Source organism: Chryseobacterium pyrolae, assembly GCF_025153485.1.
In the GTDB taxonomy this organism is placed as follows: domain Bacteria; phylum Bacteroidota; class Bacteroidia; order Flavobacteriales; family Weeksellaceae; genus Chryseobacterium; species Chryseobacterium antibioticum.
Genome location: NZ_JANZQH010000011.1, coordinates 70,633 through 94,804 on the forward strand (window position 1 = coordinate 70,633; position 24,172 = coordinate 94,804).

The 24,172-nt window shown below is 36.5% G+C and carries 19 protein-coding genes; 3 read left to right on the top strand and 16 right to left on the bottom strand.

What is annotated here, in order from left to right; genetic code table 11:
• Positions 1-108: 108 nt before the first annotated feature.
• The 6 genes from NZD88_RS19015 to NZD88_RS19040 form a co-directional block, all read right to left on the bottom strand.
• On the bottom strand, positions 109-708 hold the full coding sequence (locus NZD88_RS19015; RefSeq protein ID WP_259831219.1) for an exosortase/archaeosortase family protein: 600 nt from the start codon (positions 706-708) through the stop codon (positions 109-111).
• 8 nt (positions 709-716) lie between these two features.
• Positions 717-3,548 carry an excinuclease ABC subunit UvrA gene (gene uvrA, locus NZD88_RS19020; protein ID WP_259831220.1) on the bottom strand — a complete coding sequence of 944 codons (2,832 nt, stop codon included), beginning with the start codon at positions 3,546-3,548 and terminating at the stop codon, positions 717-719.
• A gap of 259 nt (positions 3,549-3,807) precedes the next feature.
• Positions 3,808-4,740 carry a YiiG family protein gene (locus tag NZD88_RS19025; protein ID WP_259831221.1) on the bottom strand — a complete coding sequence of 311 codons (933 nt, stop codon included), beginning with the start codon at positions 4,738-4,740 and terminating at the stop codon, positions 3,808-3,810.
• A 24-nt stretch (positions 4,741-4,764) separates the two neighbouring features.
• Positions 4,765-6,648, bottom strand: coding sequence for a type VI secretion system baseplate subunit TssF (locus tag NZD88_RS19030; RefSeq protein WP_259831222.1), 1,884 nt, complete (start codon positions 6,646-6,648; stop codon positions 4,765-4,767).
• Positions 6,649-6,673: 25 nt separating this feature from the next.
• On the bottom strand, positions 6,674-7,114 hold the full coding sequence (locus tag NZD88_RS19035; RefSeq protein ID WP_073336620.1) for a GPW/gp25 family protein: 441 nt from the start codon (positions 7,112-7,114) through the stop codon (positions 6,674-6,676).
• Between the two features lie 167 nt (positions 7,115-7,281).
• Positions 7,282-8,697 carry an APC family permease gene (locus tag NZD88_RS19040; protein ID WP_259831223.1) on the bottom strand — a complete coding sequence of 472 codons (1,416 nt, stop codon included), beginning with the start codon at positions 8,695-8,697 and terminating at the stop codon, positions 7,282-7,284.
• Between the two features lie 143 nt (positions 8,698-8,840).
• On the opposite strand from NZD88_RS19040, the gene NZD88_RS19045 reads away from it, so the two are divergent.
• A complete protein-coding gene (locus NZD88_RS19045; protein WP_259831224.1) occupies positions 8,841-9,356 on the top strand; it encodes a DUF4920 domain-containing protein in 516 nt (171 codons plus the stop codon).
• Positions 9,357-9,429: 73 nt separating this feature from the next.
• Here NZD88_RS19045 and NZD88_RS19050 read toward each other — a convergent pair whose 3' ends face one another.
• Positions 9,430-10,539 (bottom strand): M14 family zinc carboxypeptidase, encoded by a 1,110-nt coding sequence (locus NZD88_RS19050; protein WP_259831225.1) that lies wholly within the window; start codon positions 10,537-10,539, stop codon positions 9,430-9,432.
• A gap of 839 nt (positions 10,540-11,378) precedes the next feature.
• Between NZD88_RS19050 and NZD88_RS19055 the strand changes: the two genes are divergently transcribed.
• Positions 11,379-11,912 (top strand): helix-turn-helix transcriptional regulator, encoded by a 534-nt coding sequence (locus NZD88_RS19055; protein ID WP_259831226.1) that lies wholly within the window; start codon positions 11,379-11,381, stop codon positions 11,910-11,912.
• A 59-nt stretch (positions 11,913-11,971) separates the two neighbouring features.
• Here the strand turns inward: NZD88_RS19055 and NZD88_RS19060 are convergent, their stop codons facing one another.
• From NZD88_RS19060 to NZD88_RS19100, 9 genes are all read right to left on the bottom strand, one after another.
• Positions 11,972-12,991: a T9SS type A sorting domain-containing protein gene (locus NZD88_RS19060; protein ID WP_259831227.1), complete on the bottom strand. Its 1,020-nt coding sequence runs from the start codon at positions 12,989-12,991 to the stop codon at positions 11,972-11,974.
• Positions 12,992-13,215: 224 nt separating this feature from the next.
• A complete protein-coding gene (locus NZD88_RS19065) occupies positions 13,216-14,382 on the bottom strand; it encodes a proline dehydrogenase family protein (protein WP_259831228.1) in 1,167 nt (388 codons plus the stop codon).
• A 64-nt stretch (positions 14,383-14,446) separates the two neighbouring features.
• Positions 14,447-15,376 carry a UbiA family prenyltransferase gene (locus NZD88_RS19070; protein ID WP_169234749.1) on the bottom strand — a complete coding sequence of 310 codons (930 nt, stop codon included), beginning with the start codon at positions 15,374-15,376 and terminating at the stop codon, positions 14,447-14,449.
• A gap of 10 nt (positions 15,377-15,386) precedes the next feature.
• Entirely contained in the window at positions 15,387-16,313 is a 927-nt protein-coding gene (locus tag NZD88_RS19075) for a mevalonate kinase family protein (protein WP_259831229.1), read from the bottom strand.
• 350 nt (positions 16,314-16,663) lie between these two features.
• The gene (locus tag NZD88_RS19080) at positions 16,664-18,829 is read right to left on the bottom strand and encodes a M12 family metallo-peptidase (protein WP_259831230.1); all 2,166 of its coding nucleotides are present in this window, start codon (positions 18,827-18,829) and stop codon (positions 16,664-16,666) included.
• 184 nt (positions 18,830-19,013) lie between these two features.
• Positions 19,014-20,504, bottom strand: coding sequence for an MFS transporter (locus tag NZD88_RS19085; protein ID WP_169234746.1), 1,491 nt, complete (start codon positions 20,502-20,504; stop codon positions 19,014-19,016).
• A gap of 172 nt (positions 20,505-20,676) precedes the next feature.
• Entirely contained in the window at positions 20,677-21,504 is an 828-nt protein-coding gene (locus tag NZD88_RS19090; RefSeq protein ID WP_259831231.1) for a carboxypeptidase-like regulatory domain-containing protein, read from the bottom strand.
• 39 nt (positions 21,505-21,543) lie between these two features.
• Complete coding sequence (locus tag NZD88_RS19095; protein ID WP_259831232.1) at positions 21,544-22,092, bottom strand: DUF6705 family protein; 549 nt, start codon at positions 22,090-22,092, stop codon at positions 21,544-21,546.
• A gap of 17 nt (positions 22,093-22,109) precedes the next feature.
• Positions 22,110-23,558 (bottom strand): hypothetical protein, encoded by a 1,449-nt coding sequence (locus NZD88_RS19100; RefSeq protein WP_259831233.1) that lies wholly within the window; start codon positions 23,556-23,558, stop codon positions 22,110-22,112.
• A 151-nt stretch (positions 23,559-23,709) separates the two neighbouring features.
• On the opposite strand from NZD88_RS19100, the gene NZD88_RS19105 reads away from it, so the two are divergent.
• Complete coding sequence (locus NZD88_RS19105; protein ID WP_259831235.1) at positions 23,710-24,084, top strand: helix-turn-helix domain-containing protein; 375 nt, start codon at positions 23,710-23,712, stop codon at positions 24,082-24,084.
• The last annotated feature ends 88 nt before the right edge of the window (positions 24,085-24,172 follow it).

Genomic DNA, 24,172 nt, shown 5'->3' on the forward strand with positions numbered 1-24,172 from the left:
TTGGGAAGTAAATTACCCTTATTTTCCCCTTACTATTAGCTTCATTTAATAAAAAAAAGAATCTGCTTTCACAAATTCTTTTCTATATTTTATTATTTCCCGAATATATTACAATCCGTTGATTATTCTTCTGCTTTCAAGCTCATCAATGATAAACTGTGCATCACTTTCTGTAATGTATTTATTTTCATAAAGCCAGTGAATCCTTGCTATTTGTGTGTGAGTCGGAATCAGATTATCTACTTTATAATATTCTCTCAGATAATATTCTTTTTTACTCTTTTTAATTTCAGCAATAAATCCATCAACTTCTTCCATTTCTTTTTTCCTGTAAGAGAAAATAAGAGGTTTTGCAGCAGCAAGGTTTTTAGAACTTTCAGCTCTGAATTCATTATTACATATAGCAGTTACAATCAAAGAAGGAATCATTGCAATACCGAAAACAATCATTCCTGAAGATTCGGAGAGCTGATAACTTTCACCAATAAAGATAGTGAGCAATATTGAATTCAGTAAAACAGATATAACTATAGCTATAAGTACGGGATCTTTTGATTTTCTAAAAACACTTTCATCATCATGAATGTCTGTAAAATGAATCTTATACTCATTCAATTCTTTTGCAAATTTAGTTCTTACAAAAACTCCATCATTCTGGATTTCAAAATACCTCGTATTTCTTCCGTCTTTTTGTGCTAAGCTGCTCATATAAATCTTTATTCCAGTTCCCTCTTCAAGAACTTCCCGGTCAAACTCTTCTTAGACTTTACGATCTCTTCAGGAGTTCCCTGAGCTACGATTTGTCCGCCGTGTTTTCCTCCTTCCGGTCCTACGTCGATAATATGGTCGGCCAGTTTGATCACATCCATATTATGTTCGATGATAATGAATGAGTTTCCTAATTCCACCAGTTGATTGATGGCTTCCATCAAAATCTTTACGTCTTCAAAGTGAAGTCCGGTTGTCGGTTCATCTAAGATATAAAGCGTATTTCCGGTTTGTCTTTTCGAAAGTTCTGTCGCAAGCTTGATACGCTGTGCTTCCCCTCCTGAAAGTGTCGTCGACTGCTGTCCAAGGGTAATATATCCCAATCCTACATCCTGAAGAGTTTTTACTTTAGCAAAAATCTTAGGGATTGGCTGAAAAAAGTCTACCGCTTCATCAATGGTCATATCCAGTACATCGGAGATCGATTTTCCTTTGTAACGTACTTCCAGGGTTTCTCTGTTGAAACGTTTTCCGTTACATGTCTCACAATGCACGTAAACATCAGGTAGGAAATTCATTTCAATGACTTTCAATCCTCCACCCTGACAGGTTTCACATCTTCCGCCTTTTACGTTAAAGGAGAATCTTCCCGGCTTATAGCCACGGATCTTACTCTCCGGAAGTTCTGCAAAAAGGTTTCTGATGTCCGTAAACATTCCTGTATAGGTTGCAGGATTTGAACGCGGTGTTCTTCCGATCGGTGTCTGGTCTACGTCTACAATTTTATCTATATTATCCAGCCCTTCAATCTTCTTATACGGAAGAGGTTCCTGAACAGCTCTGTAGAAATGTTTGTTAAGGATCGGGTACAAAGTTCCGTTGATCAGGGAAGATTTCCCGCTTCCTGAAATTCCCGTCACTACTACTAATTTTCCTAATGGAATATCTAGGGTTACATTTTTAAGGTTATTTCCTGTAGCTCCTTTTAACAGAATATTTTTACCGTTGCCCACTCTTCTTTCTGAAGGAACTTCGATTTTTCTTTTTCCATTAATGTATTGTGCTGTGATGGTATCTGCTTTTAATAAGTCTTTCGGTTTCCCCTGCCACAATATTTCTCCTCCGAATTTTCCGGCTCTCGGACCAATATCCAATACCTCATCGGCTTCCAGAATCATATCTTTGTCGTGCTCTACAACAATTACAGAATTTCCGATATCTCTAAGGTTCTTTAATGAACTGATCAGTCTTTCATTATCTCTTTGGTGAAGCCCGATACTTGGTTCATCCAGAATATACAGCACATTCACAAGCTGTGACCCGATCTGTGTGGCCAGACGAATCCTCTGAGACTCCCCTCCTGAAAGGGTTCGGGAGCTTCTGCTTAAACTCAGATAATCCAAACCTACATCCAAAAGGAACTGAAGTCTTGTTTCAATCTCTTTTAAGATCTCGTAAGCAATGATTTTATTTTTTTCTGAGAATTTATCTTTAATGTATGATAACCATTCTTTTAAATCAGATAAGCTTAAAGCATTTACCTCAGCAATATTCTTTCCGTCTATTTTAAAGCTTAAACTTGCAGGCTGAAGACGGGTTCCGCCACATTCCGGGCAGGTCTCTTCTGTTGTGAAATGTCTTTCCAGCAATACTGCCTCATAAGATTCTCTTTCATCGATGATCTCTTCCATAAAAGTAATCAGACCATCGAAGCTTATTTTTATCTTTTTGGTAATCCCTGCGTATTTCAGGTCTTTATTAAATTCTTTGTGACATCCGTTGTAGATATAGTCTAAAGCCTCTTCGGGAATGTCCTGAATAGGCGTCGCCATCCCCAATCCAAAGATCTCAAGGATATTTTTGATTTGAGACAGAATCCATTTGTTGGATTTAATATCTTCCAGCGGCAACAATCCACCCTGGTTGATCGACAGTTTAGGATTTTCAATAAAATAATCCGTGTTGATCTTTTTGATGGTTCCTAATCCTTTACAATCCGGGCAACTTCCTTTCGGAGAGTTGAAAGAGAATGTATTCGGTTCCGGAAGCGCCAGTGAATGGCCTGTTTCGGCATCCATCAGGTTTTTCGAGAAGTATTCAATGTCTGCACCTCCCAGTTTCTGGATTCCTATAACGCCCTCACCCATTTCCATGGCGGTACGCAGGGATTTCTCCATTCTGGATTCGGAGGCATTTTCCCCAATGATCCAACGATCGATAACGATGTCGATATCATGGGTTTTGTAACGGTCCAGTTTAAGATCGTATTCTATATCCTGAAGCTCACCGTCGATTCTTGCCTGGCCATATCCTTTTTTGGCCATCTGCACGAAAAGCTCATGGTAATGTCCTTTTCTGGAACGTACCACAGGAGCCATCAGCATTATTTTTTCACCTTTATAATTTTCCTTGATCGCTTCCAGAATCTGATCTTCCGTATAACTTACCAATCTTTTTCCTGTAGACAAAGAGTAGGCATCAGAAACCCTTGCATATAAAAGACGCAGGTAATCGTAAAGTTCAGTAACGGTTCCTACAGTAGACCTTGGGTTTTTGTTGGTTGTTTTCTGCTCGATAGCAATTACCGGAGAAAGTCCTTCGATCTTGTCTACATCAGGACGCTCCAAACCACCTAAAAACTGACGGGCGTATGCCGAGAATGTTTCGATATAACGACGCTGTCCTTCGGCAAAGATCGTGTCAAAAGCCAAAGATGATTTTCCGCTTCCCGAAAGTCCGGTAATTACGACCAGTTCGTTACGGGGGATCTTAACATTAATATTTTTAAGGTTGTGTTCACGTGCTCCGTAAACTTCTATATATTCTGTTGATTTGCTCATAATTTGGAGTGACTCTGCCTGAAAATCACAATGTGCAAAATTACGGAATTTTATGGAATTGTATGAGGTGGAAAGTTTTTATTAAAGTTTAATTTTAGTTAAATTTTCAACGCTATAAAATTCAATAAATAGATCATATTAGATTAGGATTTTAATACCATTCATTTTTATGCCCTTCTACTGTTATACTGAATAATTAAGCAAATAAAAAAGACTGACACAATGCATCAGTCTTTTTATATAGATTTTATAGAATTCCTTATTTCACAAATGAATTGTACGAGTTCAGTACAGATTCATACGAAGAATCGATCTGCTGGATACCACTGTCGGAAATTTTTCCTGTGCCTTTAGCATCACGGATCAGTTTTCTGTAGGTATCCAAAAAGCTGGAAGCTGTTTTATTAAAGCTTTCAAACTGGGATTTTTTATAAGAATACTGTGGATCTTTCACATTGAAGTCTAATTTCGAATTCGCTTCTACTGTTTTAGCAAGCTCATCGTATTTTTTCTGAACTTCTGCTTCGTTGAATTTTCCTGAATACTGCTTATCCAATACATCAATATTAGAATCCAGAGAATTCATTACATTTTTGGAAGAAATGATGTACTCCTTCATTGGGTGATCCTTAAGGACTATTTCTTCTGCGGCATCAGTTCCCGGCTTGATCTTGGCAACTACATTTTCTCCTGAAGTAAATAAAGCCTGCGCTTCCGTCTCAATATCCTTTGTGATAGCATCGGCTTTCGCGCCTTTATCATCTTTGTAATCTTCAGAATTCATATAGGACTTAAGTTCTTCAAACTTTTTCTCTATATTTTCCTTCTTAGCCTTATAGATATTAAAATCTGCTTCTATCGCTGCTTTATCTTTTCCAAAACCTGATGGCACGTCTTTGATCTTTCCGAATGCGAAATCCATTGAGCTGATCACAATAGGCATCATGGTCACTTTCTCTCCTTTTGCTTTCGCTGAAGCAGCATCGGCATATTTCAGGATGCTTTCGATATGTCTTGATGTACTTTTATAAGAATCTAAAAAATTGTTATTAAAATCAATGATAGCATTGGCATCATCTGCTCCGCCAAGGTTCAAAACAGAATTTCCCAGTTTACTGATGTCTTTTTTACAACTGACGACACTGACTGATGTAAACGCCAGGGCCATTGCAAGTACGATAATCTTTCTCATAGTTTATAGTTTAGGTGTTATTGTTTATATTTCGTCAAGATCAACATCTTCATTACTTATTTTCACTACATATTCGATCCCGTCAATAGCTTTTGAAATAATTTGGTTTCTAAGGATATTGGCCATATTTTCCCAGTAGGCTCTTCCGTAAAAAGAATAGTTCATAGGAATAATTTCGACCTCAACGGTTCTTACAAAACCTTCTTTCGGACGATTACTGATCATGGTTCCCCTTTTTACTCTTACTTCCTTTACCTCATCTTTCAGAACCATTCTGCAATAGTTCTTAACGTCTTCAAGGGAAATGATCTTGTCTCGTGTGGTTAAAGCATATTTATAAGCCTGAATACTGTCTGTTCCTTTTTGCTCCTCAGATCCACCTATAGTTTCGGTGAGAAGTACAACGGTCTGTGATTTCAGCTGATTAGAAAGCTCTGTTCCGGGACGCATGTGATTAGCCAGTGTACAATGTGTTATCCAGAAGGAAGCATACGTATGATCCGTTTTTTCTACAGGTTCCATGATCACATAATTCAGCTCCTGTCTTATATTTCTCTTGGCATTATTCACCTTCTGTACCATAGTCTTCATTTTGTCAGACATTTCGCTCAGTACGCCTTTAACGTTATCTCTGTTTAAAAGTGAAAATGCAGCGATCTCGTCTCTGGTCAGTTCCAGTACATTGGCGATCATGTCTACCGCATTTCTATTGGTAAAACGCTCCATTCCTCCTTTTCTTACCGTGTACAGACCTTTTTTAAGATCATCAGCCGGAGTAAAAGGGATCTCGGTATATCTTCTTCCGTCACCATCCTGAACCTCATCTACGTACAGGAAATGTTCTCCTTCGTCTGTAACGAGAGGAATATTGTTTCCCATAATGTCCAGGCTGTATTCTGTCTTCTTCCAGCCTCTGTTGTAGATCGGGAATGCATTCATGACAAAAGAAAAGTTATCTAAAATCTCGGCAGAAAACTGCGGTGGGAATTCAAAAGTAAGCCATAGATAACGTTTGTCCCCGATTTGTTTTCTGATATCCTCTTTTCCATCGAGAAAATCAAGGTTCTGCGGTAGTTTTCCAGGTTCTGAAAAAAGACTGTCTGAAAGTCCTGTGATTTCGATGAATTTATGGCGATAAATACTTTTAATATCTTCAATGGCCTTATTCCGGATAGACTGTTCTTTAAACATCTGTTCATATCCTTCCGGCTGGCTATTCGTAAGGTAGCTTAGCCCTTCTCTTACAAATAAAGGATTTCCATTACTGGTTACCGTAATATAAGGAAGAAGCTTATAGACAAAGTCCATATGTTCAAAAGCAGGGTTTGAACAAAATACACTCATGTATTTAGGGAAATTTTCACTGGTGTATTTGCTTACATCCACTCCTATCGTGATCTTTCGGTAATCTTCAGGTTTTCCCTGAAATCTTGCTACCGGTATCTTATTAAGTCTTTCGTCTACACTGTAGCAGGTATTTCCTACAAACATGACGGCAGTCTGTACTTTATTGATCCGTACATTTCCTACCGGTGTAAAAGGAATATTCAGCTGTTTATCCGATTCTGATTTCACTGTAGAGGTCATCTGCTTCCGGAAGAAGAACTCCGTATGCTCCAGTAGAACCTCTGAAGACTCGTACGGCAATGTAAAAGCAACAGCATGGGCCGGAATCGGATGGGTATAAATGGATGGCGTCAGAAGCTTTGCCAGTTTCTCCAGTATCCGTGCGTTGACCGTCTGGATCTCGTTATTGGCTTTAAAGACTTCTGTACTGAAAGCGTCTATCAGTAATTTTACAAAAGGGTCCAGAGATTGCGGGCTTTTCAGTCCCCACACTTTGGTGGCATTCTGAAGCATTCTTGCCTTTACAGATTCTTTGGAATATATATTTTGATCTAAGTTCATAAATTTTTCTTGCAGTTAAAAACATTTAGTCAATAGACATCGGACTTAAAAATAATTCTGTAGAAAAGCTGAAACGCTCTCCCGTTGCCTCCATTTTTGCATTGATGGCAATTCTTACTTTCTTTTTGATCTCTGTGTGCTCTTTGGTATCGTAGCTGTGTTCTACAAATTGAATGTGGGCATCAACCTGTGCCTGTACGATCCGTGGTTCATACTCCTGAATCTGCCTTCTGAGGCTTTTTATAAAAACGCTCTCCCATACGGCACTGGTAACTCCATTGTCGAATTCCAGGCTCCAGACGTCGTTTCCATAGTTGTCATCATATCGGTTTTCGCCTTTTTTGGTGGTGATCAGCAGCATGATATTGTGCGCAATGCTTTCGCCCATGTCGCAGATATCAATGCTCCCGCCTTCAGTCATGAGTGTTGAAGGTACAAAAGGCATTCTGTAATTTGGTGTATCCATAGTCAGCTTCTTATTTTTACTTCATGGTCTAGTTTACTTAAAAAGAACTACCAAAATACACATTTTCATGAAATAAACGGGAAAAGACCTCAAAAATATTATCAAAAACGAGGGCTCCCAGATTCATCCGGAAGCCCTCAAGTAGTATAGATACAGTCAAATTTTAGTTATTGATCCGGCTGTTTTTTCCTGTTAATAAAATAATAGACCGGAAGTCCAAGCAATACCATTAAAAATCCGGGCCAGGTGTATTGCTGTTTGTAGATCAGAAGTAGCACACAGAATCCGGCTCCTATCAGAAGGTAGATAATGGGAGTTATAGGATAAAGCCATGTTTTGTACGGTCTTTCAAGGTCCGGTTTTTTAAATCTTAAATAAATAACCCCAAAGACAGTGATCATATAAAATAAAACGATCACAAAAGAGATCATATCCAGAAGATTGCCGTATTGCCCACTCAGGCAAAGCAATGAAGCCCAGACTCCCTGCATCCATAAAGCATTTTCCGGAACCTCATTTTTATTATTTTTCTCTGCTGATTTAAAAAACATTCCGTCTTTCGCCATGGTCTGAAATACTCTGGACCCTGCCAGAATAAGGCCATTGTTACATCCGAATGTAGAAACCATCACCAGAACAGCAATAATAACCGTTCCTGCACTTCCGAAAATATTCTGTGAAGCAGCAACCGCTACCCTGTCATTCGTAGCAAAAGCAATACTGTCTCTATCTAAAGCATTCAGATATACATAATTCACTGCTAAGTATAAAATCATCACTGCGGAAGTTCCGTAGATCATAGATTTGACAATATTTTTCTTTGGGTTTTCTACTTCTCCGGAAACGAAAGTCACACTTTCCCAGGCTACAGAACTGAAAACCGAACCTACCATAGCGGCTGCAATACCTCCAAGTAAGGTCATTCCCCCAATAGGCTCCCAGCCTTCTTTAAGGAAATTACCGCTTATGTCTTTTTTTAAATTATTAAATGAATCGGAACCAAGGCTAAAATTTTCAGACAGATGCGAGAAATCAACCAAAATAAATCCGGTAGCAATTAAACCTAATAAGGCAATAATTTTTGAACCCGTAAATACATTCTGAAGCAGCTTTCCACTCTGAACGCCTCTTGTATTGATATAAGTAAGTAAAAGGATAACGGCTATTGCCAGGATCTGTATCCAGGTGATTTTGAATTCTCCACTCTGGAAAAGAGGTGCTGCATCATTCAATGAGGGGATCAGATAAGCTGTAAATTTCCCGAAAGCCATTGCCACGGCAGCAATAGTTCCTGTCTGAATCACCGTAAACAATCCCCATCCGTACAGAAAGCCCATCTTTTTACCAAAAATCTCCTTAAGATAAGTGTACTGCCCGCCTGCCTTTGGAAACAGAGCAGAAAGTTCTCCATAGCTGATTGCCGCTGCTACAGTCATCACACCCGTAATGATCCAAACTATGACCAGCCAGAAACCTGATCCCAGATTCCGCATCATATCGGCACTTACAATAAAGATTCCACTTCCAATCATAGAGCCCATTACCAGCATAATGGCATCCCAAAGTTTCAGTTTTTTTTGCATAGTCAAGTATAGGCGTCAAATATAAACAAATCTATCATTCATTTTGGAATTTGTTTAAAATTTACAGCACCACCTATTTTTCATCAACTTTTCACCGGATTATTATTCAATTTTAATTAGTACTTTTGAAAAAAATATTAAAAATGAAATTCAAGGCTATATTATTTGCAGCAGCTGTAAGTGTTTCTACTTTAGCTTTTGCACAGGAGACATCACAGAAAAAATTCGGACCACCGGCAGGAAATGCTATTGTAGGTGATACTTATGGATCAGGAGTGGTTTCAACCTCAGAGTCTAAAGCCATTACAGTAGATAAACTGAGCAAGAAGCTTAAAAAGGATAACAAAAAAGTGGAAGGCGTAGCCGTGAAGGGAAAAGTAACCGATGTATGTGAGAAAAAAGGATGCTGGCTAACGATCCAGACTGAAGATAATTCTCAGTTTTTCGTAAAAATGAAAGATTATGCGTTCTTCGTACCAACAGCCTTAAAAGGTAAAACGATAGTACTGGAAGGAACTGCAGAAAGAAAAGTAACTTCTATAGATGAGCAGAAGCACTATGCTGAGGATGCTAAAAAGCCTCAGGCTGAAATTGATGCCATCACCACTCCTAAAGAAGAGATCAGGTTTGTAGCCAATGGAATTAAAGTAGTGAACTAACTTGGTTTAAAAATAAATACCGTCCTCAATAAGTAATACTTTTTGAGGACGTTTTGTTTATGTGTAATGCGATCTAGTCTTCGATTGTAAATTCTGCTATAGCATCCAGCTTTGGATATTTGGTGGCAGATACAAATTTCTTTCCTGTACAGTCTACTTCAAGCCAGCCCTTTTTCCTTTTCACATCTCCTACTTCCATCACAAAAGGAACGAAAGATATTTCGTCTTTTCCTTCTTCTATAATTTCGCGGTACTGAACGGCAACATCCAAAATACATTCATGGTCTGTATTCAGCTTTACGTTCCTGTAAATAATATCATAATGCGTTTCCTGGTTCTCGGGAATTTCAAGATACTTTTCCCACCCTTCTATATCAGAGTCTAATTCACTGATTGCTTTTAGTGCATAATATAAGGCAACTGTATAATATTTTCTGGTTCCCTTTCTCAGATAGTCATCTACGAAATGACCGCCTTCAAATAAAATCGTTGGCATTCCAGCTTTAATAAAATTGTCTCCTGTAGAGGTCGGGTAAAACTCGTCGGAATATCTTCCAATCTGATTTGGGATTAAGTCTTTTAAGTGGTCGTAAATAGATCCTATTACAGCCATACATTTCTTCCTGTTATCCGTTACCGTACGTTCTACATTTTCTGAAGGAGCCAAAAAGGAAAGCGTTGCCGGATGTATACCATCTGTAGTGAAAATAGTTCTCTGCTCATGCAGATTTAATGCATAATCATATCTATTAGAAGCCACAGTTTTTTTTAGAAACTTAATCTCCTTGCTAGACTCATTATGGAAATCCCTGTTCAGATCAATATCTGCAGCATTAAGTCTTGTCCATCTTTCCGATCCGTCAGGATTGAGCATAAAAATAAAATCCAGCTTTACTTTACTAAAAAGATCTTCTTTTATTTCAGGAGCCTTATCTAAAGTCTCAAGCAGATCGAGCATGGCATGGGTCGCATTCGATTCGTTGCCGTGCATCTGTGACCAGGCAAGAACTTTAATCGTTCCCGTTCCGATGCTTAACTGATAAATAGGTTTATCTAAATAGGATCTTCCGATCTCTTGAATGTAACCGCCGAGATTGCTCTGTAGGTAAGAAAATAATTTTTCAGGGGAAATATAGCGGTTTAAGAAATTAGGGTTTGGAGAATAGATCTGTTCAAAATTCATTATCAATAATTTACAAGAGTCAAATTTAATGATTTTTGGACAGAAAAAAACAGTTAACATTTGTAATTCATCTAAACAAGCTGGACTGCCATTCTGTCTGTGGATAAAATTGTTAATTGAATAAAGTATCAGATAAGAATAATAACTAACATTAATTCAGGTAGTTACAAAGTTTATATCAATATTATTTATAACGTCACTTTAAGTCTATAAAAGGTTATTTATTTACAAATAAGCATAATAAAGTTAAACACGATCAATGTGGAAAACTCAGTCATTCGCGACTATATACATATGTAAACTGCTAGTTTTTAGTGTTTATTGCTGAATTTCAGATATATTTAGAGTTTAAAAGTACCTTACTGTATAATTACAACATCCCTACTATTAGAGAAAGTATTTTATCCATTATATTAATCGTAATATACTTATATATAGCCATTTAAACATTTATTTACGTTTGTATACAAAGGGAATAAATGTTTTTTGGTATTCAGGATAGTCTTTTAATTAGATTAAGCCTAAAATCCCTAGTTTACATTTTTAAACACTAATAATCAGCAGTTTATATTACATTTCGTCATAAATATCTTTCATTGGTGCTTACTAAATCAGAAGTATCTAGAGAAGATTATTTAAAGAAATTTATCCGGTTAGAATTGAGTTTACATTACTCAATTGTACTTCATAATTGTATTTTATAATATAATTAACTGTTTTTTAACTGATTACATTTATTTACATTTGTATATTGACAAAAGTCAACGTTATTTACTTTTGTAATTTGTCAATGTAAATTTTATTATTTACATTTGTAAAACAATTGACAACTTATTTTTATGAGTTTAAACGAAAGAATTTCCAAAGTTATAGAGTATTCCAATCTCAGTCCTTCTGAGTTTGCAGATGAAATTGATGTACAACGTTCTTCCATTTCACATATCACTTCCGGAAGAAACAAACCATCTCTGGAATTTATTATAAAGATAAAATCCAGTTTTCCAGAAATTCTTTGGGATTGGTTGGTGACAGGTGAAGGTGAAATGCTGAAATCGGAATTACCGGAAGTAGAATCAGCTTCGGAAGAAAAAACGGATGATGAGAAAGGAAAACCGACTCCGCTCCCCGACTTATTTACAATGATGAAGGATGAAGATTTCGGAGCAGAAGAGGAAATTAAGGCCCTGAAAGAGAGCCCGCGAGAATCGTTTATACCACCCCCATATAAAGCTCAGAAAAATATATCCGATTCTCAGCGATTAGAAAATTCTAACGATCAAATGCTAAACCAAGTGATTGGAAATCAATCCAATAAGATCAAACGAATTGTTCTGTTCTACGAAAACGGAAAATTTGAGAGTTTTGAGCCCTAAAAAAAACCTGGCCAAAGAAAATGGCCAGGATAAAAAATATTTGAAGAAGAAAACTAAAGCTATTGCTTTATTAGTTTTGTAATTTTTGTATAGCCATCTTCATTCTTTATTTTCAGAATGTAATTTCCTTTTGGCAGATCTGAAACATGATACTCTTCAGAGCCTTTCAATGTTCTTACCAGCTTTCCGGAAGCATCCATAATTTCCACGGAACTTATATTGAGTTTTTCAGGATTATTAATTCTGAAATTGTCTTTTACCGGATTAGGATAAACCTGAACTCTGTTATCATACTGCATAGTTTCCTGTGTCCCTAATATTGTAGACGTAAATGTAATAACGAATGGCATATCCAAAGGATAATCCGGAGCTGCTGCAGGATTTCCTGCATCTACTATAGGAGCCCAGGTTCCCAAAATAGCATCAAATTGCTTCGCATTAAAAGTAGGAAGCCCCCTGTTTCCTACGATGGTAACCGGAGGTAAGAAGCCTGCACTAGCAGTAACTACATTTTGCAGCTGATATTTTATCCAATAGGTTCCTGGATTTAAAGTTTTAGGAGTACTTGCTGTAATCTTCCATATCTTCCTGGTAGTTCCAGGGGTTGTAGGGGCTGGTACCAGACTATTTCCCGTTCTGTACATATTGGCATCTACACCAGCGCTGAATCTATTGGTGGTATCATCTCCATACACGCTTGTGGCACCAGTCACAGAAGGATCTGAACTGAATATATTAACCCTCACCGTATTAAAAGGTGCAGTTGTCCCCACATAATTTGTCTGATAAGCAAAAAAGTCAATGGTTGTGATCTGCCAACTGGACCCGGCAGGAACCGTAAAATCATCTGCAAGAAAAAAACTTGCTGTAGCCGAGCTGAATGTTCCTCCTATTCCAAGGCTGGTATTAGACTCTGTTGTATTTCCGGTGTTGTTCTGAAGCTCAGACCATGTGTATCCGGCTGGCGCCGCAAGACCACCTTTAGAAGTAGCCCCAGTACTTAAACCTCCATTATTATAGGTTTGTGCAAAAGCAAAGTTGGCTGTCATAAAGACAGCAACGAGTAATGTTTTTTTCATATATTAGTTTTTATTGGTTTAATCAAATATAATCATTTGCAATTAATCAAACAATAAAAATCAAATAATATTGATATATTTTTAACATAATGTTATTTATATTTAATTATCAATAATAGTATCTGACTATTGAAATTGATAATTAACACTATATTTTTCTATAAACTAGTCAACAAAAAGACCTGTACAAAATGCAGGTCTGACTTATATATTTGTATAATATGCTATTTTTTTCTTCTGTCTAATTCCTTCTTGATAAGACCTAATTCCCTGCCCGTCTGTCCGGCTACGGAAGTGTTTTCCCGCGCTCTTCTTGTAAGGTAAGGCACAACATCCTTTACGGGTCCATAAGGAAGATATTTAGCCACATTATAGCCTTTATCTGAAAGATAGAAGGAAATATTATCACTCATTCCGTAAAGCTGTCCAAAATAGATATGTGGATTTCCATTTTCCAGAGATCTGGACTTCATTTTATCCATGATCAATTCCGATGAGATCTCATTGTGGGTACCGAAAAATGCAGATACCTTATCTAAATGATTCATTACGAAGTCAATTCCTGCATTATAATTTTTGTCCGAAGCTTCTTTGGTGGGCTGAATAGGATCCGGATACCCTTTTTCTTCAGCTCTTGCTCTTTCCTTCTCCATATAAGCTCCACGCACGATCTTATATCCTATGAAATAATTCTTTTCTCTCGCTCTCTCAAGATTTTCTTCCATATACTCCAGTCTGCCCGTTCTGTACATCTGGATGGTATTCCAAACGATCGGTTTTTCCTGGTTATATTTCTCCATCATCTCTTCGCAAAGTTGGTCTGCCGCATCCTGCATCCAGGTTTCTTCGGCATCTACCATTACTTTTTTATTATGTTCATGACACAGGCCACATACTTCATCAAACCTTTTTACCACTCTTGCCCATTCTTCTTTCTGGCTTGAGGTAAGTTCAGCCCCTTTTCCAACAGCTTCGTAAAGATCAATTCTTCCAAAAGCAGTTGGCTTAAATACGATAAAAGGAATGGCCGGATTTCCTACAGAGAATCTGATGATATCCTTGATCTCTTTACACACCGCATCAAAAGTCTCTTCATCTTCTTTACCTTCAATCGAGTAATCGAAAATACTTCCCACACCTCTTTTGAAAAGTTGTTTTACCACCTTCATACTTTCCTCACGTGTTTCTCCTCCGCAGAACTGTTCAAACAAAGTGCTTTTTACAATTCCGGTCACGAAAGGAAAATTGTTGTGTACCGTAAAATTAAGAACAGAAGTTCCAAGGCTGGTAAGAGCAGGCTGTTCAATCATTTTAAACATCCAGTACGCCTTTCTCAATTGTGCATCAGACTTGTCTGCAAATGCAACTTTAGTATCGTTAAAAATGGGCATTCCTTTTTATTAAATTTAGTTTTGCAAAGGTAATAATAACCTCAGTTTATTTAAAGAAATTTTTCTATAATTTGTACTCAATTCCGTTCAGTAGCATTGCAATAATTCCTACAAAAACCCAAAACCTTAATATATTGAGGGTGAAGAATTTACTTCTTCTCGAAGAGTTCAGCAGAAGATATATGCAAAGGATCATCACAAAAAGTCCCCCTGCAAAATAGTATGCCATAAAACCTGAAATACCGGTTTTAGCAATGAGTTTCATAGAAACAGCCATTGTAACCATCAACAAAGAAATAATGATGATCTGAGTATTCCTGCTTTTGAAATAGTTCGGAATCGTTATATAACCGAATGCTTTGTCTACACTTTTGGTCAGCATATCTTTTACAATATCGATGCATAAAAGAATCAGAAATAGAAAAATAGCCATCAGCATCACCTTCTTTGAAAATGTTTCATAATAAACCATCATTCCGAAAAAAGGATACAAGGTAAGGCTTACAAAAGTGAGATTATTGACGATTAAAATCCGGCTCAGCTTATGACTGTAAAACCACATAAAAAACTGGTACACCAGAAAGAAAGCAAAAACTTTATGAGAGATCGCCCATGCCACCCCAAGAGAAATAGCTGTCAGAGCGAGATACGCGTATAAAAAATATTTCTGTTTAATGAAGCTTTGAATCCTGGTACGGAAAGGTTTTACAACATAGTCTTTTTCCAGATCATAAAACTGATTGATGATTCCCCCGGCCAGAATAGTAATAACGGTGCAGAAAATAATGCCGTGTACCTTGAAGTCGAAAACAAATTTACTAAAGGTTTCATCCTGATTGAAAAGGAAGAATGTAGATACATAGAGGGCAAATGTCAGCAATAAAGCAACGAAGAATCTCGCGCCTATCAGAAAGCCCACGAATTGTGACAATCTGTAAAATATAGATTTAGAGATATAATTTTTAGATTGGAAAGTTTCTTTTTCAGAATTCATTCCAGCCTAATTAAAATCTGTAAATCACTTCTTTCTGGAAGCCTTCAAGCATTTTTTCTGCTTTCGCATAATCTTTGGTAAAGCCCAGGATATATCCACCACCACCGCTTCCGCAGAGTTTCAGATAGTAGGCATTAGAGTCGAGTCCTTTTTTCCAGATGTTGAAAATACTTTCAGGAATCATAGGACGGAAATGTTCATACGCCCAATGAGAAAGCTTTTTCAGGTTTCTGAAGAAGGGATTCATATCTTTTTTAAGGAAAGATTCGATGCATGCGTTGTTGTAACGGATGAACTCTTCTTTTAATGTTTTGCGGAAACCTTCCGTTTTCATTTTTTCAAAGAAGATCTGGATCATTGGTCCTGTTTCTCCTGTGATGCCGCTATCGATAAGAAATATAGCCCCTTTTCCTACCTCTCCATCTGGTATAGAAACTCTGTCCAGGTTTTCTTTATTTTCGATAAGGATCGGTAAATTCATATAACAGATCAAAGGATCCATGCCTGAACTTTTACCGTGGAAATAACTTTCCATTTCACCGAAAACGGCTTTTAATTTTTTGAGATTATCTTTTGAAATCTGTTCAGGCTCAAGCTTGGTGAGTGCATATTTTTCGAAAACAGCAGCTACCAGAGCTCCTGAGCTTCCCACTCCATATCCCTGAGGAATATTAGAATCGAAGAAAAGTCCGGATGCAATATCGTTTTTAAAGCGTTCAATATCCAACTTAAAATCATCAGAAAGATCAAGCGCAGTAAGATATTCAGAGTATTTCTGCAGATGTCTGTTGGATTTAAGTTCAAATTCAGAACTCAAATCTGAGAATTTCAAGGCTCCTTTATAGAAACTGTAAGGTACTACAAGCCCCTGGGAGTCTTCAATCATCCCATATTCTCCGAACAGAATTATTTTTGCATAAAATAGAGGGTTCGTCATTTTGACAATAAATCTTTTTACAAAGTTAAAGTTATTCCGCTGAATATAAGCAAAACTTAAGCCGAATTCTTATTTATTTACGTATAAAAATTGTTTTTCACATTAATTAATTTTAAAAAAAACAAGTCATCTTATTTAAATACAGCAAAAAAGCCTGAAATGATCAGGCTTTTATTACTAGGTTTGAAGATGGAAGAAGGAGGCCGGAAGTCATCACTAAGTTTTTTATTTTCTGGCAATTGGCAGAATTTGATGAATAACCTTAAAGAAGAATAAAAATCGGAGCGCCTTTTCTATTTTAGCTCTCAATAACTTCCCTCTTCCAGCATTTGGCTTCCTTACTTCTATAATTAGTGTTTAATTAATTTTTTATTGACTGTCTGCTTATCTGTTTCTACCGTTACAATATAGTTTCCGGTCTGTATAGATGAAACATTCACTTCCTGCTTATTTCCTTTTAAAGAAGAAGCCGATATAACGAGCCTCCCCGCTTCATCATAAATCTTATAAGATCTTAAAGCATCTTTAGATGAAATGACGATCATATTTTTGGCAGGATTAGGATAAATACTTATTGTGTTATCGTTTTTAGTGACATCATCCACACCTAAAACACTGCATGAAAAGTTGGCTTTCCATCCATTATCTGTAACACCCGGATCAGATACAAATCTCACCGTAATGGCTCCTGAAGAATGGGTAGAAGTGAACGGTGCAGGTATTGTGCTTCCTGTCAGATTATTTCCATTGGCAAACAATGGCGAAGCAGTAGAAGGCCCGTTATAGACATACATAAAATCATAGTCCTGTTCTAGAGCAAATTCCGTAAAAGTCATGGTAAGCGCCCCTGAAGCCGGATAAAATGTTTTAACGATTGTCTCGCTATTTGCGTACCCTGAAGTCTGGCCTCCGGTATCTGTAAACAGAGCTCCATCACACCATGACGCATCTGTAAGGAAAACCTGGGTTCTTTGGTAGGCATTGGATCCCGAACAGTTTGTTCCTACAGATAATTTGTAATAGGTTGCAGGCTGAAGACTGCTAAAATTAAGTGCCTGAGAACTTGTATTTCCGGATTCTACAAGAGTTCCGTCCATTTTGGTCAGTTTATATTTCCAGGATGTGGAAACAGCATCACTAAAAGCTGCATTAGCTGAAACCTGTGTAATATTTGATACATTCATCTGCGTGATGGTAGATTGACAGGCGGTAGTACAATTCGTTCCAAGACATGGTTTTGAATCAACCGTATTTCTGATCAAAGCTGCAGGCTGCGGTCCAAAACCGTTACTGAAACTGATCCCCACTCCGGAAACGAGGTGACAATAGCTCATAATTGAGCCTTTAACTGTTGTTGAAGGAATAGGTCCTGTACACCCTTCACTGTACCCGGCTTGAGGTCCACATCCGTCAATCGCTGTATTATTTCCATTCCATGCACAAGCATGGGTGTGAGGAGATCCCAGACTGTGTCCCATTTCGTGTGTCATTGCCTGAATAGTCCATGAATACACAGGAACATTGGAATAGGTCTGAGAAATACCTGAATATGCGTGTTTATAGGTTCCACATAAAGAGTTAACATAGGCCACACTGGTAGTTGCCGGAGCATTAATTAAATGCGCAAGATCACCGTTAAAGGTTTGTCTGTTATTTCTAAAACTGGAAAGGTTGTTATTTGGAGTTCCGGTGTAGGGATCCTGTGTGGTCCAGATAAAAATCTCATTCAATGCTACTTTAATCTCATCATTGCTGTAGAGTGTGGCAATATTATTATGAACGGCAGTCAGCCAGTTTGTGGTAGTGGCTATATCTGAATTATTATTCTGATAAGGCTTAAAACATACCTCATAATAGATTCTCACACAATTTTCCGTCATCGCTTTTTTGTCGGTAGCCGGATTGAATGAACTATTTTTTCCCTGATTTTCTTTCAGCTCATCTACTCCACATACGAAAGGATTAGCCCCCGTAAGTTTAGATTCTGAATAACTGACAAAATCTTCTGCATTTTTTGCTTTTCCAAGCACAACATTTCCAAGCTCAGAAGTAGAGGCTACCCCTACAATATCACCGTTAAAGAAGCTGAAAGCCGCAATAGAAGCATTATCTCCTTTCACAATTCCGATATAATAAGCACCGGGCGTATAGTTGACAATTTCACCTTTATTGGTTACTACTTTAAAATCATTGGTAAAAATCTGATTTTTATAAAGTTCAACAGTAATCTGCTTATCACCTTCGAAAGGAAAGCTTATTTCAAGGTATTCAGGTTTTTCATTAATCAGCCTTTTCAGTTCAGCAGATTTTACGTTCATGACCGTAATGTCGGTCGCAGCTCTTTTATATTCTGAGAGCTTTTGGGGTGCCTTATTCACTTCAAACAGATCATACTTTTGAAAATTATTTTTCTCTGCATGATATTCAGAAATTTTTTGTGCAACGGGTCTCAGTTTTTGAGCAAAACCAAAGACAAAGCATTGCAAAAGACATAGCAATAGGATTTTTCTTATCATTTTCACTTAATTAGATGTGCAAATAAACAAAAAAAATCAAAATAGAGTGATAAATAATTAATATTTTAAGATATTTTTTCACTCAAACCGCAATAAATATAAAGATGAAGCTATATTTCTTAAATTGAGACAATACAGAATTTTGAAGCAAGAAAAAAGGCGTTATCAAATAACGCCTTAGTATTTATAAAATATCTTTGTCTTTCAACATATTGACTTTTAAGAATCGGATCAGAATAAGTCCCGTCGCGAAAAACAGAGTCATTGAAAGTGCTGCGATACGCATATTATTAAAATGTTCAATCAATGTCGCAAAGATAAACGTTCCAATGATGATGGCTATTTTTTCCAGTACGTCATAGAAACTGAAATACGTGGTATTTTCCATGGAGTCTTCCGGAAGAAGTTTGGAGTAAGTAGATCTGGACATCGCCTGAAGACCACCCATTACCAATCCTACTACTGCCGCTACACCATAGAACTGATATTCTACAGTAGGATTTTCTTTGTTCAGGAAATACGCCCAAAGACAAGCAACGATCCACAATACAATGGCAATAGAGATTACATTCCTATTCCCTATTTTCCTCGATAATCTGGAGAATATAACCGCCCCGATAATCGCTTCGATCTGAATAATCAAAAGCGTTCCAATCAGTTTGTCCTGAGCCAGATTGATTTCACTCTTTCCAAATAAGGTAGCCATTAAGAAAATGGTCTGCATCCCAACACTGTAAAAGAAGAAACTGGAAAGGAAGAATTTTAGATTTTTATCTTTAAATAATACCCCACCCACTTTAAACAGCTCGTGAAAGCTTTCTTTGGCAATATCTTTATAAAAGCTCATATTGTCTTTCAGAACTTCAAAGAAACCTCCCTGCTCTTCATGTTTTTTAAAGATATTCTTATAATTTAAAAGGACAAGATCTTTAGGTAACTTTTCTTTAACATCTCCAAACTGAGGAAGATGTTTGAACGTATACTGGGAAAACCCGAACCACCAAGCCCCAGTTAACAAGAAGCTTATTCTTGTAAACAACAGCTGTTGTGCCGCTCCTTTTGCAAAAACCTGAATAAGGACCAAACAGATCACCACAAGAACTACAGAACCCAGATATCCGTACACATATCCTTTTGCGGAAAGTGCATCCTGTTTATCACGGGTCGCAATATCTGGCAGAAAGGAGTTATAAAACACTAAACTTCCCCAGAATCCGACACTCGCCGTAATACTAAAAAGGAGACCTAGAAATACGTTGTGCATCCCAGTAAACATGGCCAACCCCATACAAGAAGTAGCACCAAGATAACAGAAAAACTGCAGGAACGATTTCTTATTTCCGATAGTATCCGCCAATGAAGACAGGAACGGAGAAAGCAGCACTACAATAAAAAATGATATCGTAAGTGAATAGCCATACACTGCATCCGGCTGATATTCTTTCCCGAAGATCTTTATCATATGCCTTACCGGAACATCAATCCACGATTTTGTTTCTTCCACATACTCCTTTTTCTCGTAAGCAGTAGTCAGTATGGAATAGTAAATAGGGAAAATAGTAGAGGTAATAACCAATGAGTAAACAGAATTCGCCCAGTCGTATACGGCCCAGGCTTTCATAATCCGTGGATTATTCTTTATGTTTTGAGGTTGTTGATTCTCAATTTCAGACATTTCAATTAAATATTAGTAGCACAAAAATAGAAAAACCATTAAGAAATCGATTAGATTTTAGAAAAATTATCGATTCTTTAATGACAACATAGTATTAAATAGAATGTTAGTTGCTTCTTTAGGATCTATGAAAAACAGAAAAGCTGCCTTTTTGAAACAGCTTCCTTTGCTTTTAGTCTGAATAGAGTAATTGTAAACTATTCAAATAGCTTTTTTGGGAAATAACTTCCGCTTCTTTATTTTCGAAAAAAAAGTACTGATAATTTGAGTTTTCTTTTTTGAGCTTCTCAAATTTTCTTTCGCTGATACTTTTTCCATTAAAATAATAATAGTCCGGAGGACTTTCTGACATCATGGATACACCACCTATATATGAGTGTTGAGAATCGATTTGAATTTCTTTTTCATGAATTTGCTCATTTTTAAGAAAGATAATTGATGTATTTTCATAAATATCACCATTCATTACATTGGAAAGTTTTCTGTCAAGGTTCTTATATGTTTCATTATTTAATTTTTCAAAATCAAAGTATAAAACATTTTTTCTCTCAATCAGTTCGTTTGGTATTTCTAATGTGAAATTTCCATTTTCATCGGTCGTTGTTTTAATGTATTTTGATTTGCAAATGAAGAAAACTTCGGCATTTGATATTTCCTTTTTTGTTCTTTTGAAGATAAGTTTCCCTGATACTTTTGTAATATCTATTACTTTTTGTTCAGTAATAATTCCAAAGTTAGTTTTGGTTTGAGCCTGAACAAAACTAAGATTGGTTATTAAAATAATTCCTGTAGCAGCCATCGCTAATGATCGTGCTGAAATTCTTCCACAGATTTCTTTTCCATTGGCTGTACTAAAAATATCATGAATTTGTGCATCAGTTTTATCTGTAAAATCAACGACGCATTTAGTACACTTTTCACAGAACTTCCCCAAGGAAAAGTCTTTCATATCGTTCCAGTTTTCCGTGCAGGGGTTTTGAATTTTAATTTGGTTTTTCATAATCTGTGTTTAAAACAAAAGCCTCCGAAGAGACTTATATTATTGTTTTGTTAAAATAATATTCTTTGGTAATGGCTGTGGAAATGGATTAGAATTATAATATTGACAGGAAGAGTCTATAATATCCGTTGTATCCATAAACTTCCAATCTAACATTGAATTAGTAAAAGTTAAATAAATACGGCCCGAAATATTACAAATATCTGAATCTACATAAAACAAAATATATTTAGTAGTATTTTTTATAAATCCTAACCCCTCAATTTTAGTATCTTGATCTGGTAAAGTAGTATTATCATATAAAATATTTCCTGAAGAATCTAAAACTTTAAATTTACCAACTAATATATCTTTATAATAAGGGTTATTTTCTTTATGATCCATATTTTTTTTCACCCTATTTAAGCTAAGAAAAAAAGTTTTATTATCCCAGGTTCCCTTCCAGGTTCCTTCATAAGGAATAAGTTCATTATTTAAATCTTTTATATATGCTCCATTTGGAACATCCGTATTTGTATTTAATGGGTATATCTGTGCACAGCTAAGTAAAATGAAATGCAAAGTTAATAGTGTTAATATCTTTTTCATAATTTTTTTATTTAGTTTTAAGGACAAGGAATTGGAATAACATTATTATTTTGATCTAAACTTAATTTTTTAGCTTTTCCAGTTATTTTTTCAACTTGATAGAGCTCTACTCCATCTATTTTAACTTTTTCTTTTAGAAATCTTAAAAATACTTTTTCTATATTTGGCTGTGTCATTTCATTTTCTAAAATTAAATTACCTATTTCTCTTTCATACCAAGATAACCAAAATTTCTTAGTATTTGGGCCAATACCAAAACCAGAGGACTGTCCTGTAAATTGTAGCATATAATTTCCTTCCGATGTTATTACCATTGCATAAGCATCTGTAATATTACCCTGTGCATCAGCATTGGCAACACAACTTGTTAAAAAAGTAGCCAAATCTGCAGGTGAAAATATTTTCACAGGCTGTCCCCCATTGCTCTCATTATTATGAGAATGAATAAATCCAAAATATTGGTTACCATCGGGAAGTGTTACATGATGTGAGCCAAGCATATTTTCCATAGGCTGATACTGTGTTCCCGTAACCCCAGTATTTGGAGGAGGATATCCTGCCGCATATCCCATTTCATGATCATAATTAAAAACTTCCGGTTTATCAATAGCAACTACCTTTTCTTTAAATTTGGCATCATTAAATTGATTCTTTATTTTCTCACAAGGATCATTCAGTTCTGGCAGATTAATATTTCCGCCTCCACCACCATACACAGGAGTAGTTCCCATACCACCACCTGACGAAGCGCCTCCACAGCTTCCGGGAGTTTCCTGTACCGTCATGTTGTACACTACTTCGTAGCCACCCTGTGTGGCAGCATTGGAAGTTCCCAAATAAGCGCAAGGCTCTCCATAGTCATGCAAACCTTCTATGCATTGATGCCCCGAAACATATACATAGGTTCCTACAGGATAAAAAACCATAGGACAGGAATTCAGCTTTCCAAAGATTTCCGCAGAAGTCTTTTTCCCTACCGCATATAAAGAAATATTGTGGGAAAGCTCTTCGGAAGACAGTGGCTTTTCCCGGCTGTTGCTAAGGGCAGCAGCATCGTATGTAATGAAATAGGCAAAGAAATTACCGTCTCCTATATCTTTTAAGATAAGGTTTTCCAAAGATCCTTCATCTTTTTCAGAATCTCTTTTTATTTTAAAAGTATAGGTTTTTGTACCATTGGCATCCTTCACAACGTATGCCTCGTCAGTATCTATAGAAAATTCGTTTTCTGTGTCTGTATAGGTTTTGTTGTTGTCAGAAGCATTGTTTGGAGATATCCGGTTAATTTTATCCAGTACCTGAGGATGATTTTTCTCTAACTGCGCACGTGACAGCCATTCTACAGTGTTTTTTTGAAGCTGTGCATCATATTCCTGTTCAGCTTGCTGGAGCTCCTGCTGGCAAGACCACAGCAAGGCCATAAAAGCTGTTAGTAAGAGCAGCCTGAGAATAATTTTTTTTCTCATAATCATTTGTTTGTTTTAAGTTGTTAAATATATAAAAAATACTGTAATCACATTAGAGTGATTATTATTTTCAAAAGTATCTGCAAAAACTCAGACTGTTGATATACTTTAGTAATAATTTTTATTACTTTAGTGGTAATTTTTAAAAGGTATGACAACATTGGGAACCAAACTGAGAAAACTGAGAGATGATAAGAAAATGTCACAGTCTGAAATTGCTAATATTTTGGGAGTTTCCCAATCTGCTTATAATAAATGGGAGGCTGATCAGGCTAAACCCAATACCGATAATTTAGTAAGAATAGCCGATTTTCATGAAACCAGTATTTATGAGCTGTTAGATGAAAAATCTGTTATACAAAATAATACAGATCAAGCAACTGGTACAATTCATCATAATAACAATGTAACCATCAATAATAATTTATCAGAAGAATTAGTTGATACCATATTCAAAAACCAAGAGCAAATTTTTAAAATGATTGAAGTCCAAACTAAGCTTATAGAAAATTTGATCAAAAAGTAATTTATAACCCTAAAGATTATATACAAAAAAGCGAGATTTTAAAAACCTCGCTTTTTTTATAGACTAAATCAGAAAATAATCTAATTTT

Bases quoted from the DNA above. Each gene is read 5' to 3' on its own strand.
- NZD88_RS19070 (WP_169234749.1), bottom strand. From the start codon at position 15,376: ATGAATTCTGAAAAAGAAACTTTCCAATCTAAAAATTATATCTCTAAA.
- NZD88_RS19025 (WP_259831221.1), bottom strand. From the start codon at position 4,740: ATGAGAAAGATTATCGTACTTGCAATGGCCCTGGCGTTTACATCAGTC.
- NZD88_RS19105 (WP_259831235.1), top strand. From the start codon at position 23,710: ATGACAACATTGGGAACCAAACTGAGAAAACTGAGAGATGATAAGAAA.
- NZD88_RS19085 (WP_169234746.1), bottom strand. From the start codon at position 20,504: ATGTCTGAAATTGAGAATCAACAACCTCAAAACATAAAGAATAATCCA.
- NZD88_RS19035 (WP_073336620.1), bottom strand. From the start codon at position 7,114: ATGGATACACCAAATTACAGAATGCCTTTTGTACCTTCAACACTCATG.
- NZD88_RS19080 (WP_259831230.1), bottom strand. From the start codon at position 18,829: ATGATAAGAAAAATCCTATTGCTATGTCTTTTGCAATGCTTTGTCTTT.
- NZD88_RS19095 (WP_259831232.1), bottom strand. From the start codon at position 22,092: ATGAAAAAGATATTAACACTATTAACTTTGCATTTCATTTTACTTAGC.
- NZD88_RS19075 (WP_259831229.1), bottom strand. From the start codon at position 16,313: ATGACGAACCCTCTATTTTATGCAAAAATAATTCTGTTCGGAGAATAT.
- NZD88_RS19100 (WP_259831233.1), bottom strand. From the start codon at position 23,558: ATGAGAAAAAAAATTATTCTCAGGCTGCTCTTACTAACAGCTTTTATG.
- NZD88_RS19045 (WP_259831224.1), top strand. From the start codon at position 8,841: ATGAAATTCAAGGCTATATTATTTGCAGCAGCTGTAAGTGTTTCTACT.
- NZD88_RS19055 (WP_259831226.1), top strand. From the start codon at position 11,379: ATGAGTTTAAACGAAAGAATTTCCAAAGTTATAGAGTATTCCAATCTC.
- NZD88_RS19090 (WP_259831231.1), bottom strand. From the start codon at position 21,504: ATGAAAAACCAAATTAAAATTCAAAACCCCTGCACGGAAAACTGGAAC.
- NZD88_RS19040 (WP_259831223.1), bottom strand. From the start codon at position 8,697: ATGCAAAAAAAACTGAAACTTTGGGATGCCATTATGCTGGTAATGGGC.
- NZD88_RS19065 (WP_259831228.1), bottom strand. From the start codon at position 14,382: ATGCCCATTTTTAACGATACTAAAGTTGCATTTGCAGACAAGTCTGAT.
- NZD88_RS19050 (WP_259831225.1), bottom strand. From the start codon at position 10,539: ATGAATTTTGAACAGATCTATTCTCCAAACCCTAATTTCTTAAACCGC.
- NZD88_RS19030 (WP_259831222.1), bottom strand. From the start codon at position 6,648: ATGAACTTAGATCAAAATATATATTCCAAAGAATCTGTAAAGGCAAGA.
- NZD88_RS19015 (WP_259831219.1), bottom strand. From the start codon at position 708: ATGAGCAGCTTAGCACAAAAAGACGGAAGAAATACGAGGTATTTTGAA.
- uvrA (WP_259831220.1), bottom strand. From the start codon at position 3,548: ATGAGCAAATCAACAGAATATATAGAAGTTTACGGAGCACGTGAACAC.
- NZD88_RS19060 (WP_259831227.1), bottom strand. From the start codon at position 12,991: ATGAAAAAAACATTACTCGTTGCTGTCTTTATGACAGCCAACTTTGCT.